Below are 16,754 nucleotides of genomic sequence, written 5' to 3' on the forward strand. Positions count from 1 at the left end.
TAGGCAGGACATTATGGAAAAAATGGTCAGGCTATCATCGCCGCAGTTTGGTGGAAACCAAGATGCATTGCATCAAATTATTAGGCGATAAATTAATGGCAAGAAGCTTTCCTAGTCAGGTGAATGAAATTCATGCACGTGTAGCAGTCCTCAACCGATTTACGGAATTAGGTCGACCACTTACCCAAATTACGCCTTAAATTTGGCTCAATTAGGGGCGCTTTGCATTTCAAATCTTTGTGCAACAAAGCCGAATAAATATAAAAAGCTTCAAACTAATTTGATTGCTCTACCTTAGTTTGAAGCTTTATAACAACAATGAAGTTATTCTTATATTTTAAGTAAATTTAACTCCTATAAATTAAATTTATCTTAATCGCCATCTTTTGAAGCCTTATAAGCATACGCATAGTTATATCCGTACCCATAACCATTACCTGGCCCTTTTTGTACATCATTCAGAATAACACCATTAACTTTCACATTAGCCTGTTCAAAACGAGTGACAGTAATTTCAAGTTCTTTAATTTGTGTTTTACCATGACGTGCAATTAATAGATTCACACCAGCATACTGTGCAATGATGATACCATCAGTCACAGCTAATACTGGTGGTGTATCAATCAATACGTAATCAAAACTAGCAGAAGCTTCGTCAAGAAAAACTTTAAACTTATCTGTACTAAGTAATTCAGATGGATTTACTGGACTTTTACCTCGAGTAACAAAGAATAAATTATCAACCTGTGAGTTTTGAACTACATCTTCATAGCTATTTTGATGATTTAATAGTTCGGATAAACCTGGTTGTACTTCTTTATTAAAATATTTATTTAAATAACCACGACGTAAATCACCATCAATCACTAATACGCGACTTCCGCCTTGGGCCAAAATAGTCGCTAAATTGGTAGTAATAAATGACTTACCAATTTCAGGAGCTGGACCTGAAAGTGCAATAATATTATTTTTGGCATTACTTAGAGCAAAATGGATTGCAGTACGCATACTGCGTAAGCTTTCAATTGAAATATCACTACTATCCTTAACCGCAAGAATAGGGATGCTCTTTTTCTTTTTCAGTAAATTGACGCGACTTTCTTGGAGAGGAGATCGAGGAACTGTTGCATATACAGGCAGATCTAACTCTCTTTCAATTTGTGCTGAATCTTTGATTCCCGAACGCATCATATTGCGCAATAAAGCAAGTAATGTTCCTAAAAAACCGCCTAAGAAAATAGATAAAATTATAATTTGTAATTTCTTTGGTTTAATCGGTTCAATTGGTTCTACGGCAGTATCAACAATACGCACATTGCCAATTTCACCGGCTTTAGCAATGCGAAGCTGCTGATAAGTATTAAGTAATCCCGTATATAGCTGTTGTTTAACCTCAACCTCACGATAGAGTTGTAAGTAACGGCGCTGTAAATCAGGAAGCTGCTTTAAAGTATTACTCAATGTTGCAATTTTGCTATTAATTGCACCGAGTTGAGCATTCATTTGTTCCATTACTGGATGTTCTTCAGTATAACGTGCAGAAGCTTCAGCAACTTTAAGTTCAAGTTCGGCTTTTTGTGTTTCTAGAGCGATACTTTGAGTCAAATACAATTCTGATTCTTTAGTTAAGTCCACAGTATTATATTGCTGACGGAACTGGTTAAATTCACGTTCTACCTGATCTAGCTGCTGGCTCAACTCAGGGAGTTGTTCATCTAGAAACTTCAATGTTTGGGCAGATTCAGCTGAACGACGTTCAATATTTTGCTGACTATAGGCTGTTAAGATGGCATTCAATACTTGAGTAATATGCTGTTTGTCCTGGCCCTGATAATTTAATCCAAGTACACCCGTCATTTTACCTTTTTCAGCCACTGAATAATTATTAAGTATGCGTTGCACTGCTGCAGGTAAAGTCAGCTTTTTAATATTATAAGTAGAATCTAAGGGATCTTTGCTATAAATGGCGACTTTCCAAAGACCATATCTTGATTGAATTTGACTGGTTTGGTTTAAAGGAGCAGTAAATATAATGTCATTTGTTGCTGCATCAGTTAAATTATATTTATTATGATCGAAACTTAATAAAAGATTTTTGTTTTTATAATAGTTTGGAATATCAAACAGTCTTACATCAAAACTTTGTTGATTATCTTTAAAGAGTACGGATTTTGTTGAATACTGAATATCATAATTATGATTTTTTAATAATCGATTCCAAATTGTGTCTTCAGTACCAGAAATTACAAGATCCAAGTTTAACTGGTTAATTACTGAGCCAAGCACAAGGCGTGATTTTAAAATCTCGATTTCAGCTTGAGCAGGAGATTTCTGCTCAATCATATTAGAAAGATTACCTAATAAAGCTGCTGATGCTCCCTTATTATCTTCTACTTGTACCAGAGCATCTACGTTATAGGTATTTGGAGTGATCCGTAGATATAATAAAGCTACAATTAAACTCAATAATATGCAGATCGTGATCAATTTCCATTGAGCAATTAAGGAAAAAAATAATTCCTTCAGATCAATAGTATCTTCGGTGTTGGCAGTTTGGCTCATAATTTAAATATCAAAAAGTGAAAATATTAAAAAACTTAAATATATTTTTTCCAGTCAGTAATGCAGTCTTGAATCAATCTACAAGTTTCATCAAAGACTGTTTGATCATGCTGATAAGGATCGGCAATATTTTTACTTTGCCAATGTCCTAGTCTAAAGGTTTTACCTTTAGCAAAAGGCCAGGTTTGCTCTATATGTTTTTGCTGATTCTGGCTCATAACTAATATTAGGTCGGCTTTTTTAATGAGTTCTGCATTCAGCTTTTTTGCAACATGAGTACTCATATCAATTCCAAAGCGTTGCATACATAGACTTGCTTTTTCATCAGCTGCATGACCAATTAAACCAGAAATACCTGCAGATTCAATATTTAAATGAGGATATTCCTGTTTTAGAAAATATTCTGCCATTGGGCTACGACAAATATTACCAATACAGACCACTAAAATATTGTTAATTTTCATTAGTTCCCCAAACGGTCTAAATTATACAGTGCATTTGAGAAAGGAATAACCTGATTAACTACACGTTGCCAGCGTGCAAGACCTGAAGCATCTACATAAACAATATCATTGCTACGCATTTTAAACTGATTTGCTAGACCAAAGTCCCCAATATTACTGAGATCCATATGATATATTTCTGTCATTGGAGAATTAATATTACTTCGTACTACATAGATCTTACTACGACTAGCAGAAAGTGGATTTAATCCCAAGCTTTCGCCAATAACATCGCTAAGACTCATGCCTTGATCTCTTATAGGTAGTGACTGGTTTTTACCTGACTCACCCATAACATAAATTTTTTGATTCTCACGATTATTGACATATAGGGTGTCATTAGGCTGTATTAATAAATTATGTAGAGAGAATCCGGCTTTTTCTAATTCTAAGGTATTTAAACTATAGGAACGTCCCTGACGGACTAATGTAATAGAGGTATTATCACCTTGTTGAGGATTGATACCACCTGCCATTCCTAATGCTGTATAAACACTAACAGGTTGATCACTTAAATAGAATTGACCGCCTTTCAGAACATTACCTTGAACCGAATAACGTTGACCTTGATACGATACTATTCGTGCGATTACATCGGGGTTTTTTAGATAACGTGATAGCTGATTACGTAATTCACGATTGACCTGGGCTACTGATTTTCCTGAAGCTTGATAGCGTCCAATAATTGGAAAATGAATATAGCCATCTGAATCGATCTGGAAGCCATTCGCTTGTGCAGACTGATCACTCGTAATATTACTTGCAGAGGTAAGTTCTGGATAAGCCCATAAATAGATAGATAAAATATCACCCGGACTCAACTGATAGCTGCGGTGCGATGTACTAAAAAGATGAGCATATTCTTGTTGAATATTATGTACAGCAGGCTGAGCAGCCATAATTGATTCTTGATCTAGCTTAATGACATTTACTGTAGTGCCTAGATCAGTTTGATAAACACCCTCACTAGGTAAGTCATTTGTTTGTAGACCAGAGGTGATTGCACACCCTGTAGTGGTAATACCACATGCCAATAAAACAGCTAATCGAAAGTGTCGCACAGGCTTTCCTAAATATTAATTTTTAGATTCATTCAAATTGGAGTTATTCTACCGAAGTTACCAGTTGTATACATAACAATTTGTAACTATCTTTCTCATTTTATGTTAGAAATTGAATGAGATTAAAAATGTAAAGTGTTTCATTAGGGTGTGTTGACACTTTTAGCTTAAAAAATAGCGAAGTAGTAAAATCAAATCACCAAACCCAATTTTACTATTCGCTATGCCTCATACCATGCTGACAGATCAACACTGGCAAAAGTTGAAAGTTATTCTGCGTAATTTATCCATTCACCACAACTCAAATTTACGCAATTTTATTGAAGCTATTCTCTATAGAATTAGAACAGGTTGTCCGTGGCGAGATATTCCTTCTTGTTTTGGTCATCCCAACTCTATTTGCAAACGTTTTAATCGTTGGTCAAGCAGCGGTAAGTTACTTAGATTATTCAAATTACTAGCCTCATGCCCCGATATGGAGTGGATTTTTATTGATGGCTCTCATGTACGTGCTCATCAACATTCTGCCGGCATAGCGAATCAATCTATTTCTAAAAGTGTAGGAGGAAACTCCTCAAAAATACATTTGATTGTTGATGCACATGGCAATCCTGTTGATTTCATGATTACCGATGGAACCACACATGATGTTAAAGTTGCACCTGATTTAATATCAACATTAGATTTAAAAGAGACAAAAGTGGTATGTACAGATAAAGGCTATGATTCAGAACCACTGCGTGAACAGATCAGGAAAACAGGGACTAAAGCGAATATACCAAAGAAAACGAATAGCCAATCGAACAATGACCATATGGACTGGTATTTATATAAAATCAGGCATTTAGTTGAAAATATGTTTTGTAGATTAAAGCAATTTAGAGGAATAGCTACTCGATATGACAAGCTCAAAAGAAATTATCAAATTTCTGTTGCCTTAGCCTGTATATTTTTATGGCTACCTTTATAGGGTTAATTATGAACAGTAAATGTCAACAGTCCCTAGTTACAAATAAAATAATGAATGTCACAAAAAAGATATACGATCTTATTTTACAGATAATTTAAGCACAAATCATAATAGAAACTTCATAATTTTCTGCTAGTATGCTCGCCGAAAGATTCAATCTTTATAAGTACAGTAAATTAAGGCGCTGAAATGCTATCTATTGCAGATTTAAAAATTGCGGTGATTGGTTTGGGTTATGTGGGCTTGCCACTTGCAGTTGAATTTGGGAAAAAAGTACCTGTAGTCGGCTTTGATATCTACCAGAAACGAATTCATGAACTCAAAAGTGGCCAAGACCATACCTTAGAAGCCTTCCCAAAAGAGCTGAAACCTACAGATCAGCTTAATTATTCTATAAAGTTAGAGGATTTAGAAATAACAGTAAATTGGTATGTAGCTAAAATAAATTAATATGTCAAAGAATACTGTAATTTTAAAAAATACTTCATATCTAATCTTTCGTACACTAATATTAAGTGTAATTGGCTTATTTACAGTCCGAGAAGTGCTTAGACTACTAGGTGCTGAAGATTATGGTTTATTTAATTTAGTATTTGGAGTAGCTACTTTATTCACATTTATTAATGGTGCAATGATTGCATCAAGTCAAAGATATTTAGCTTATTATATTGGCAAGAAAGATCAAGAAAAATTAAATGAAGTATGGTCAAATATTTTATTTTTACATTTATTGATAGGGATAATAGTCTGTTCAAGTTTGTTTTTTTCTAAAGATTTTATTTTGAATGAATTACTATTCATTAATCTGGGATATAAAGAAGCTTCCTATTTTATTTTTAATTTAGCTATAGTTTCTGTGTTTATTACTATTATTCAGTCACCATTTAATGCTTTAATATTAGCTAAAGAAAAAATGTCTTTTTATGCTCAAATATCTTTATTAAATGGGGTAATTAAACTTTTAATTGTTTACATTTTATATTTATTATTAGATCCTTTATTGGTTAAATATGCGCTATTATATGTTTTTTCTAGTTTGATAACTTGTATTATATATATATTGTATTGTTGGAAGAAACTTAATCAAAATACTATGTTTAAGATTGAAGATGTTTCACTATTAAAAGAAATATTCTTTTATTCATCTTGGAATATTTTTGGGAATTTTTCATCGGTTGCCAAATTGCAAGGTTTTAATATATTGTTAAATATATTTTTCGGATTGGTGGCTAATACAGCATATGCACTTACAAATACATTAGTAGGAGTTATTAATGGCTTGGTGAGTTCAATCACAACTGCTATTAATCCACAGATTCATAAAACTTATGCAGAAAATAATTATAAACGTAACATATTATTAATAAATATGGGGTCAAAATATAGCTTCTTTTTTTGTTTGATAGTAGTTTTACCAATCTTTTTTAATACCAAATATTTATTAAAGCTTTGGTTAAGTGATATACCATTATATTTATCAGATTTTATACAATTATCATTAATTTTCTTATTAATAGAAACATTGTCAACCACTCTAATGACAGCTGTTCAAGCTACGGGTAAAGTAAAAATATATCAAATATTATTAAGTATTCTTATACTTTTAAATTTACCCTTAAGTTATTTTGCTTTAAAGGTATATGAAAATATACTTATTTTGTATTGGATACAAATATTAATATCATTAATTTGCTTGGTTGTGAGATTGATTTTTTTGAATAAAATTCTAAAATTTAATATCAATTATTATGTAAAAAATGTGATAGTAAGAGTAGTATTGGTTTTGTTTTTATCTATATTGATGACATATATATTTATGAATTTTCTTAGGTGTGAAAATGATTTTTTATATTTCATGTGTTTATCTGCCGCGATAGTGAGTTTTGTTGTTTTTAATATTTTTGTTTTTGGTTTAAGTAAATTTGAGCGTGTTTATTTTTATGAAAAATTGAATATTAAAATGAAAGGTAAATAATTTTTGGAGTAAAAGTTTTGGTTATTTTAAATAAGGTTTTTCCAAATTCTTTTAAAAGATTTGTTTTTTTAATAAGAAATTATTTAAAGGATTCATTAAAGTATTGGAGGTATTCAACTATTAATAAGGTTAATAGTCTTGAAAATAAAGAGTGTATTTTGATATTAAACTATCACTCTATAGAAAAGGGGTTGTTATTTAGTCCAATGAAACCAAGATTTGCTATGCAAAGAGTTATTAATTTGCATAAATATTTAAGCGATTGTGAGATAATTGGTAATATTAATAGAACGCAGATATCGATTGCATATAAAGTAGTTGTTGAATATTATGATTTGCATAAAAATAAAAAAATAGATATTTCTGATTATTATGCAGAAGAACAATATATATATTATAAAAAATTGCTGGAAAAAGTTGGTATAGAGTATACTTCAGGTAAAATTAGTTATAATAAAGAAAAATATTATAAAGAAACTAATAACTTTCATGAATTCTCAAATTCTAGAAAAAGTATACGAGATTTTACTAGTGAAAAAATTAGTTATGATAAAATTAAAAAAGCAATAGAGTTAGCAAATAATGCTCCTTCAGTCTGTAACAGACAAGCTTCTAAAGTTTATTTGCTTGAAGATAAAGAGTTAATTAATTATTGTCTTGAAATTCAAGGTGGTCTTACAGGTTATACTGAAAATATCAGTCAATTATTGATTTTGACAAATAATAGACAATATTTTTATACAGTAGGGGAGAGAAATCAATTTTATATAGATGGTGGGATTTATTTGATGAATCTACTATATGCTTTACATTTTTATAAAATTGCTTGTTGTCCGGCGAACTGGGGTAAAACTTGGCATGAAGAAAAAAAATTAGCAAAGAAAGTAAAAATTCCTGATGCTGAACAGATTATATGTATGATTCCAATTGGAATAGCTGTAGCTGAATTTAATGTTACTCTATCCTACCGGAGAACTGCTGAAGAAGTTTTAAAGGTGATTCACTCTAATGACTAAAAAAATTGCAATTCTAACTCAACCACTTATTACTAATTTTGGTGGTACACTTCAAGCATTTGCCTTACAAAAATTCTTAACCAAAAAAGGTTATGATGTAGAGGTAATTAATTATCAATATAATCAAATTTCCGATTTAAAAAAATTTTTATCGATTATAAAAAATATAATTTTGGGTAAAAATAAAATCTATCCTTTTTTTGAAAAAGAGTTAGATCTAATTAGAGTAAAACATAAAAGATTTATAAAAACATACATGAAGCGTTCTAAGGTTATTTATTCAGTAAATGATCTGAAAGGTTACTTTAAAGAAAAAAAATTCGATGCTGTAGTAGTAGGAAGTGATCAAGTTTGGCGAGTCGCTTACTCCCCAAGAATTGAAAGCTTTTTCTTGGATTTTCTCTATGATAACGAAAAAATTAAAAAAGTGGCTTATTCTGCTTCTTTTGGCATAGATAATTGGCAGTTTAATAAAGAAAAGACTATAGAGATTCAAAAATTTGTACGTAAATTTGATGCTATTGCTGTACGAGAAAGATCGGCTGTAAATATTTGTCATGAATTTTTAAATATAGAAGTACAACATACTTTAGATCCAACACTTTTATTGGAAGCTAAAGATTATTTAGAGTTGTTATCATCAAGTGATAAGACTATTTGCAATAAAGGGAAAATATTTACGTATGTTTTGGATAATAATAATGAAAAAAAAGAAGCCATTGAAAAAATAGCAAAAAAAATGAATAAAGATATTTATACAAACCAACCTAAAAATAAAGTTAAAAATAATTTATTTATTAAGGATTATGATTCTTATATCTATCCCTCCATAGAAAATTGGATAAAATCATTTCATGAGGCAGATTTTATTATTACTGATTCTTTTCATGGAACAGTATTCTCAATCATTTTTAATAAACCATTTATATCAATTGTAAATAAGGAAAGAGGGGCCTCAAGATTTGAATCTTTACTTGAACAGTTAGAGTTAACTAATAGAATGGTATATAAGATTTCTGAAATTTCTAATAATTTGCTTTTTGAGGAAATTGATTATCATTTAATTAATGAAAAATTGAGTAAGTTAAAAATAGAATCAATTAATTATTTAGAAAATACACTAATTTAGTTTTGGTATTTAGTAATAATGGTGAGATTGTGTCTAAGGTTTTAAGTGTAATTGTTCCTATATATAATGTGGAGTTGTATGTAGAAGATTGTATTAATAGTCTGATAAAGCAGATAGATCATAGAATAGAGGTTATTCTAGTAGATGATGGAACTCCTGATCAATCTATGAATATTATAAAAAAACAATTGGAAAATTTACCTGATGAATTAAAGAATTGTTTTTATTTTATTTATCAAGAAAATTTGGGTCAAAGTGAAGCTAGAAATAATGCATTAAAAATTGCTACAGGAAATTATATCTCATTTTTAGATTCGGATGATATAGTTGCCGATGATTATATTAGTGAAATTTTAAATGCTATTAAAGATTATAATGTGGATATTATTTCATTTAAAAGTTCAAGATTCTGTAATAAGCCGACTAAAGATAAGATATATAATAATAGTATAAAGTTAACAGGATTTTATGAATTAAATACTAATTTGATAGAAAATATATTCGACCAATGTTCCTGGTTTTTATGTTTTTATACTTATAAGAAAGAGCTATTTAATGATATATTTTTTCCTAAAGGCTATTATTTTGAGGATGCAAATATTATACCAGAAGTTTTTTTGAGGGCTAAAAATATTTATTTTTCTGAAAATATAATTTACCATTATAGAGTGAATTACTCAGGAAGTCTGCTTGGGTTGAGTAACGCAAATATTGAAAAGCAAAAACTCAGTTATAAATATATCTTGAGTGTTTATAAGGAGAGACTTTCTGTAAATAAATTGTACACATCTCCTTATGTTTCTATGTACTTGCTATACATTTTATTTTTATTTAAGAATGGAATGTATATTTCTGCCTTTATTGAAAATAAAGAATTTAAAAAAAGTAAAAACTTATTAACTCCCTCCTTTATTAAAAATAAAGCTAATAAGTTTTATTTTAAAAGAGGGTTGTTATTTATTTTTTTGTCAAAAACCTATTCAGTGTTAAAGAGTTTTTATAAATGAATTTAGCTTTTTTAATTCATAACCTTACGAATCCTGGAGGTACGCAGCGTATGTTGTGTATACTCAGTAATTTATTGATAGACCAGTTTAATATTACTATTTTTGTTAATGAAGCAGGTTCTTCATTTTATCACTTAGATGCGCGAGTCAATATTGTAGATTTATCAAAAGAAAAAGGTGGTGTTTTTTATAAAAATATTAAAATGTATAAGGTTTTTAAGGGAAGAGAAATAGATTTTTATATTAACTTGGATTCAAATTCTATCTTGTTTAATGGGTTTATTTTACCTCGGAAAACCAAATTAATTCTCTGGGAACATTTCTCTTTAGGAACTAATTTTAATAAGTTAATATTTAAAGTATCAAGGTTTTATGCTGTATTAAAATGTTTTAAAATTATTGTTTTATCTCAGTCTGAACTATTCGCTTGGAAAAACTACAGTAAATTATATGCAGATAAACTGTCTTTAATATACAATCCTTTGACAGTTAACCCTCTACTCGTACCTCCAAGTCTTTCAGAGAAAAAATTTCTCGCAATCGGAAATAATATAACAGTTAAAGGCTTTGATATTCTTTTAGATGCATGGGCACTACAGAAAAATCATGATTGGTCTCTACAGATTGTAGGTCTAAGTGACAGTGACATAGATTTACTTAATCAAATTATATTTGAAAAGAAATTATCAAATATTCAGTTGTTTGGGCGAATAAGTAATATTGAGCAATTTTACCAGAATGCATCCGTATTTCTTTTACCTTCTAGAAAAGAAGCAACCCCATTGGTGCTAATAGAAAGTCAAGCTTATGGACTTCCCGCTATTGTCTTTGATCATTTGCCTGGTGTTTTAGAATTGCTTAATGGATCTGGAATTATTGTTGACTTCAAGGAGAAAGAGAAAGGATTTGCAGTCGCAATGGATATCATTTCCAATGACTTTGAATATCTGAAATCTCTTTCGAGTGCTGCTATAATGAATTCAAGTCGATTTAACACTGAAAGCTTCAAAAAATCTTGGATAGAAATTTTTAATGATTAGAGTATTACATATTGTTGGGAAAATGGATCGGGCTGGTGCAGAAACCATGCTTATGAATCTATACCGTCATATTGATCGTACACAAGTCCAATTTGATTTTATTACTTTTACGACTGATCAGGGTGACTATGACAATGAAATATTAGCATTAGGTGGACAGATCTTTCCAATTTTAGCTAATAATCCAATTGAGCGCATGTTTAAGTTAACCAATTTTTTAAAACAACATTCTGAATATCAGATTGTACATGCACATATGTTGTTGAGTAATGCTTTTCACCTATTGGCAGCTAAGTATGCAGGCGTCCCCCATCTGATTTCTCATTCTCATAATACAAGTAATCGGAAAACTGGTAAAATTATTTATTTGTACGAGAAGTTTTGTCTCTATTTAAATAAATCTTTACCTACGAAAAAAATTGCATGTGGCGAAAAGGCTGCAGAATATCTATTTGGAACTAGTAATAATATTTTCTTATTAAAGAATGCGATAGATTTAGAGCTATATAGAGAAATTGCATTGTCTAATAAAGATTATTGGAAAACAATTAACCAAGATAGTAAAGGTTTAAAAATTATTCAAGTAGGTAGATTGAATGATGTAAAGAATCATTTTTTTTCTTTAGATATTATGAAAATATTAAAAAAAGAAAATGTTAAATTTACATATTTTATTGTTGGACAAGGAACATTGGAAGAATCTATTAAACAAAAAATAAAAGATAACAGACTTGAAAATAATGTTTATTTACTTGGAGTAAGAGATGATGTGCCTAATTTAATGGCTGGAGCAGATGTAATGTTAATGCCTTCTTTGCATGAAGGCTTTCCAGTTGTGTTGGTAGAAAGTCAAGCAATTGGTTTGCCAGCTTTTATTTCTACTAATATTTCTAAAGAAGTGGATTTAGGGGTAGGTTTGGTCAATTTTTTAGAATTATCTTCCCATGAAGAGTGGGTGGAGGCAATCAAAAATATGAATTATATAGAAAAAATATGCTCAAGATCTAATATTGAAATATTAAAAAATTGTGGGTTTGATATAGAATATAATTCTAAAAATCTTCTAAAAATGTATTTAAATATGCTAGCTTGATAGAATTAATATGCTAATAGATAATACCTTATTTAATTTTATATTCAATCTGATTTATTTTTGTACTGCTTGTTTGGTATTGGTATCTTCATTATCTTCTGAAATTAAAAAAGATATTCTTTTTCAAAACAAATTAGGCAGTTATCTAGTTTTATTTCCCTTAATCTCTATGATTTTTTTAATAGGGTTGAGAGACACAAGCGTTGGTGTAGATACAAATAATTATTATAATTTCTTTTGGTTAAAAGATGTATCTTTAGATTTTAGTGGTGAATTTTTGTTTACACTATTAATCTTAATCATAAAGTATTTTGATTTAAGCTTTGGATATTTTTTATTTATCATTTCTTGTATTTCAATTATTTTTAATTTTTTAGCTTTAAGAAAAATTAATAGTTTGTATAAGTCTAATTTATTTATATGTTTTTTCTCTAGCCTTTCTTTTTTCTTTTTTATAAGTATGAATACTAATATTATTAGGCAGGGCGTATCTTTATCTTTACTGTTATTTGCCTATTCTTTATGGGTTGAAAAAGACAATAAAAATAAAATTTTATTCTTTATTGCTTTGTCTTTATTCTTCCATTCAACGTCAATTATACCTATTATTCTTTTTTTAATAAGCATACTTTTTAGTAAAATTAAATTTAATCCCACAATAATTTTGATTATAGCTTATTTTATATCTATATTTTTATCATATTCTAAATTTAGCCTTTTAAATATTTCTCCTTTTATTTTGGAAGTTTTGGGGGGGGATAGAAGGGAGAGCTATTTTATGGATAAGGAAACTAATTATACTATTGGGTTTAAGCCTCAATTTGTAATTTTTAATACTTTCTTTTTAATATTAGCTTTATATATTAAAGAAAAATTAAATGATAGTTTTCTCAAAAATGAATATAATTTATTAATTTCATATTATATTATTTCAAGTATTATATTTTTTATGGCCTTTCAATTGCCTTTTTCTGATCGATGGGGCCTATTTTCTTGGGTTGCTATCCCATTTCTGGTTATGCCTTTATTTTATTCACCATTTTTAAAAAAAGGTATAAAATTACACTATATTATTATGTTGATTTTTATTTTTATTGGTTTTAAGTTATATGTGTAATTACGAAGATCATCCTTTAATTAGTGTAGGAATTCCATTCTATAATAATGAGAAATATTTATCTTATGCTATTCAATCAGTTATTATGCAATCCTATGCAAATTGGGAATTAATATTAGTTGATGATGGCTCTACTGATAAATCTTTTGAAATTGCTAAAAAATTTCAAAGCTTGGATAAACGAATTAAAGTTATTTCTGATGGGAAAAACAAGAAGTTACCTACCAGACTTAATCAATTAATTGATGAATCTAAAGGGCAATATATTGCAAGAATGGATGCTGATGATATTATGCATCCAGATAGGCTTTTTAAACAATTCACTTATTTAAATAGTAATAGGGATATTGATATTGTGTCTTCAGGATTAGTTTCTATTGATTCTAATAACTGTATTAGGGGTTATAGAGCATCTTCTAATATTATTACTAATGTTTCTATTGATAAAGGATTTCCTATAGTGCATCCCTCAGTAATGGCGAGAAAAAACTGGTTTTTGAGAAATAAATATAATGAAAATCTCCCTCGTTCTCAAGATTACGAATTATGGTGCCGCTCCTTTGTTAAAAACGATTTAAAAATTGCTATTTTACCTGAATTGTTGCTTTATTATAGAGAAGAAGGGGTTATCTCTGTAGATAAGCTTAAACGGTCATATGTTGACAGTTTTAAAATTTATACAAAATATAGTAAACATTTTAATTTGAAAAAGTTTTCTATACAATATTTTAAGGTTGTTATTGTATTTATATTAGATAAAATTGGATATTTACAAAAAATAGCTAATCGTCGTAATAATAAATTTCTGGATAAAAATTTCGAGGCTTATCATAATAATATCTTATTAAAGATTATGTCGGGTAAATAATATGCCTATAAAAAAAGTTTGTTTTATTATGACTGATGCTATTTCATTTAATAGTTTATGTAGAAATCAATTAGAATTTTTTAGTAATAAAAAAGATATTGATATCACATTAATCTGTGGTGGAAGTGCAAGTGATTTAGAGAGTTTATATAAACGAAATGTGGGAAGAGTATTGCACTTTCCCTTATATAGAAAACCTAATTTAGGAAAAGATATATTTTGTTTATTTAAATTGTTTTTTTTCTTTATATTTAACCGATTTGATCTAATAGTTTATTCTACTCCCAAAGCTTTATTACTTACTTCAATTGCAAGTTTTTTTGCATTCCAAAAGAATCGTTTAGCAGTAGTACAAGGTCGAGTGTATGAAAATGATAAGGGTTTAAAAAGAAAAATATTTCAGATTATTGATAAATTTACTTTTCTTTTTTCAAGTAAGGTGGTTTTTGTTTCTGAATCTGTTATGCGAAAATCTATACTGGAAAATCTACTTAAATCTGATAAGGCTATTTTATTAGGTTATGGTTCATTTAACGGTGTTGATACAGATAAATTCTATCCTATTGAATCCAAAGATAAAAAATTATTAAGAAAAAAAATGAATATTCCAGAAAATGATTTTGTTATATGTACTATCGGACGAATTTGCAAAGATAAAGGAATTATAGAGCTCAAAAATATTATTGAAAAAAGTAAATTTACTAATAGTAAATTTATTTTAGTTGGTCGTATTGAGGACGAGTTATCTAGAAGTATTATTTATGATCTTAAAACTAACCCTAATTTTTCTTTTATTGAATATACCTTAGATATTCATGAAATATTTCAATTATCAGATTTGCATTTATTTTTGTCTCACCGTGAAGGCTTCGGTAATGTGGCTATTGAAGCGGCTGCCTGTGGTATTCCAACATTTGCTTATGATATTGTAGGAATTAAAGATAGTGTGAAAGAAGACATTTCTGGTAAGCGTTTTAAATTCAAAGAAACTGAAGAAATTCTTTATGCAATTGAAAAATTGAAAAACTCTAATATACAACCTTATTCAGAATGTGCTTCTTGGGCCAAAGAGAAATTCCAGCAGGAAAAAGTATGGGATAATTATTTAAAATTTTATTTAAGTCTTATTAATAAAAGGCAGTAATCATGATTAAACGTATCCTAGATATAATTATTGCTTCAATTGCTTTAATTATATTATCTCCCCTATATTTTTATGTTGCCTATAAAGTTCGTAAAAATCTTGGATCACCGGTTATTTTTCGTCAGATTCGTCCAGGTTTAAATGGTAAACCATTTGAGATGGTTAAGTTTCGTACCATGACAGATGAGCGAGATGAAAAAGGTAATTTATTACCTAATGAACAGCGGTTACCAAAATTTGGAAAAATGTTACGTGCAACGAGTCTCGATGAAATGCCGGAACTGTGGAACGTGATTAAAGGAGATATGAGTATTGTCGGTCCACGACCATTACTTATGGATTATTTGCCTTTATATAATGAAGAGCAAGCCAAACGTCACAATGTGCGTCCAGGTATGACTGGTCATGCACAAGTGAATGGGCGCAATGCGATAAGCTGGGAAAAGAAATTTGAACTTGATGTTTGGTATGTGGAGAATCAGTCAATCTGGCTGGATTTTAAAATTATGTTCCAAACTGTGAAAAAAGTATTGTTTAAAGAAGGGATTAATCAATCTGAAGAAGTAACTATGACAAAATTTACCGGTAATAAAGAAAAATGAGCATTGTATATGCGGTTTATGGAGCGGGCGGCTTTGGACGACAAGTATTAAGTTTCTTTAAACTACAATTTGCGAGTAATAAGCAAAAAGATATTCTTTTTTGCTATATCGATGATAATTCTAATTTAGATTCTATTGATGGAGATAAAGTTCTTTCTTATTCTGAATTTTTAGAATTAGATTGTCCAAAAAAGTATATTAATATCACTATTGCTAATAGTGTAATACGAGAGAAGATTTCTAATAATCTCCATTTGGATAGAGCTAAATTGTTTTCGATTATATCGAACCAAAGTACTATTCTTTCTCCCATTAAAGCTGATATTGCGCTTATTTTAAGTCCTTATACTGTTATTAGTACGAATGTTTATATAGGAAAATTTTGTCATATAGGATTTCATAGTTCTATTTCACATGATTGTACCATTGGGGACTATGTCACTATAGCAACAGGGGTACGATGTAATGGAAATGTTTGTATAGAAGATCATGCCTATATCGGTAGTGGAGCTGTAATTAAACAAGGCACACCAGACAAACCTTTAGTGATTGGTAAGGGCGCTGTGGTAGGAATGGGCGCAGTAGTGACTAAAAGTGTGCCACCAGGTGTGACAGTAGTTGGCAATCCGGCACGTATTTTAGAGAAAAAATAAGTTTTTAAAGTTTT

The 16,754-nt window shown here is 29.5% G+C and carries 15 protein-coding genes and 2 pseudogenes; 14 read left to right on the forward strand and 3 right to left on the reverse strand.

What is annotated here, in order from left to right:
* Positions 1-200, forward strand: a pseudogene (locus FTU03_RS13560) (IS5/IS1182 family transposase); the annotation flags it as partial.
* Between the two features lie 172 nt (positions 201-372).
* On the opposite strand, the gene FTU03_RS13565 reads toward FTU03_RS13560, so the two are convergent.
* Genes FTU03_RS13565 through FTU03_RS13575 form a run of 3 tightly spaced genes read right to left on the reverse strand, consistent with a single transcriptional unit; the run spans position 373 to position 4,126 of the window.
* On the reverse strand, positions 373-2,562 hold the full coding sequence (locus FTU03_RS13565; protein WP_179993288.1) for a polysaccharide biosynthesis tyrosine autokinase: 2,190 nt from the start codon (positions 2,560-2,562) through the stop codon (positions 373-375).
* Between the two features lie 35 nt (positions 2,563-2,597).
* The gene (locus FTU03_RS13570) at positions 2,598-3,026 is read right to left on the reverse strand and encodes a low molecular weight protein-tyrosine-phosphatase (protein WP_179993287.1); all 429 of its coding nucleotides are present in this window, start codon (positions 3,024-3,026) and stop codon (positions 2,598-2,600) included.
* Positions 3,026-4,126 carry a polysaccharide biosynthesis/export family protein gene (locus FTU03_RS13575; protein WP_179993286.1) on the reverse strand — a complete coding sequence of 367 codons (1,101 nt, stop codon included), beginning with the start codon at positions 4,124-4,126 and terminating at the stop codon, positions 3,026-3,028. The genes FTU03_RS13570 and FTU03_RS13575 overlap by 1 nt, the downstream gene beginning before the upstream one ends.
* Before the next feature lie 223 nt (positions 4,127-4,349).
* On the opposite strand from FTU03_RS13575, the gene FTU03_RS13580 reads away from it, so the two are divergent.
* From FTU03_RS13580 to FTU03_RS13640, 13 genes and pseudogenes are all read left to right on the forward strand, one after another.
* Positions 4,350-5,096: an IS5 family transposase gene (locus FTU03_RS13580; RefSeq protein WP_179993285.1), complete on the forward strand. Its 747-nt coding sequence runs from the start codon at positions 4,350-4,352 to the stop codon at positions 5,094-5,096.
* Between the two features lie 189 nt (positions 5,097-5,285).
* Positions 5,286-5,540 (forward strand): annotated as a pseudogene (locus tag FTU03_RS13585) (Vi polysaccharide biosynthesis UDP-N-acetylglucosamine C-6 dehydrogenase TviB); the annotation flags it as partial.
* A gap of 7 nt (positions 5,541-5,547) precedes the next feature.
* Positions 5,548-7,071, forward strand: coding sequence for an oligosaccharide flippase family protein (locus tag FTU03_RS13590; RefSeq protein ID WP_179993283.1), 1,524 nt, complete (start codon positions 5,548-5,550; stop codon positions 7,069-7,071).
* A 17-nt stretch (positions 7,072-7,088) separates the two neighbouring features.
* Entirely contained in the window at positions 7,089-8,087 is a 999-nt protein-coding gene (locus FTU03_RS13595; RefSeq protein ID WP_179993282.1) for a nitroreductase family protein, read from the forward strand.
* Entirely contained in the window at positions 8,080-9,216 is a 1,137-nt protein-coding gene (locus tag FTU03_RS13600; protein ID WP_179993281.1) for a polysaccharide pyruvyl transferase family protein, read from the forward strand. The genes FTU03_RS13595 and FTU03_RS13600 overlap by 8 nt, the downstream gene beginning before the upstream one ends.
* A 29-nt stretch (positions 9,217-9,245) precedes the next feature.
* Complete coding sequence (locus FTU03_RS13605; protein WP_179993280.1) at positions 9,246-10,223, forward strand: glycosyltransferase family 2 protein; 978 nt, start codon at positions 9,246-9,248, stop codon at positions 10,221-10,223.
* Entirely contained in the window at positions 10,220-11,263 is a 1,044-nt protein-coding gene (locus FTU03_RS13610) for a glycosyltransferase (protein ID WP_179993279.1), read from the forward strand. The genes FTU03_RS13605 and FTU03_RS13610 overlap by 4 nt, the downstream gene beginning before the upstream one ends.
* Positions 11,256-12,356 carry a glycosyltransferase gene (locus FTU03_RS13615; RefSeq protein WP_179993278.1) on the forward strand — a complete coding sequence of 367 codons (1,101 nt, stop codon included), beginning with the start codon at positions 11,256-11,258 and terminating at the stop codon, positions 12,354-12,356. Before FTU03_RS13610 ends, FTU03_RS13615 begins: the two co-directional genes overlap by 8 nt.
* A gap of 10 nt (positions 12,357-12,366) precedes the next feature.
* Complete coding sequence (locus tag FTU03_RS13620) at positions 12,367-13,473, forward strand: EpsG family protein (protein ID WP_179993277.1); 1,107 nt, start codon at positions 12,367-12,369, stop codon at positions 13,471-13,473.
* On the forward strand, positions 13,466-14,341 hold the full coding sequence (locus FTU03_RS13625; protein ID WP_179993276.1) for a glycosyltransferase: 876 nt from the start codon (positions 13,466-13,468) through the stop codon (positions 14,339-14,341). Before FTU03_RS13620 ends, FTU03_RS13625 begins: the two co-directional genes overlap by 8 nt.
* Before the next feature lies 1 nt (position 14,342).
* The gene (locus FTU03_RS13630; RefSeq protein WP_218949865.1) at positions 14,343-15,485 is read left to right on the forward strand and encodes a glycosyltransferase; all 1,143 of its coding nucleotides are present in this window, start codon (positions 14,343-14,345) and stop codon (positions 15,483-15,485) included.
* 2 nt (positions 15,486-15,487) lie between these two features.
* Complete coding sequence (locus FTU03_RS13635) at positions 15,488-16,087, forward strand: sugar transferase (RefSeq protein WP_179993275.1); 600 nt, start codon at positions 15,488-15,490, stop codon at positions 16,085-16,087.
* Complete coding sequence (locus FTU03_RS13640; protein ID WP_179993274.1) at positions 16,084-16,740, forward strand: DapH/DapD/GlmU-related protein; 657 nt, start codon at positions 16,084-16,086, stop codon at positions 16,738-16,740. Before FTU03_RS13635 ends, FTU03_RS13640 begins: the two co-directional genes overlap by 4 nt.
* The last annotated feature ends 14 nt before the right edge of the window (positions 16,741-16,754 follow it).

Source organism: Acinetobacter sp. YH12046, from assembly GCF_013419905.1.
Classification (GTDB): domain Bacteria; phylum Pseudomonadota; class Gammaproteobacteria; order Pseudomonadales; family Moraxellaceae; genus Acinetobacter.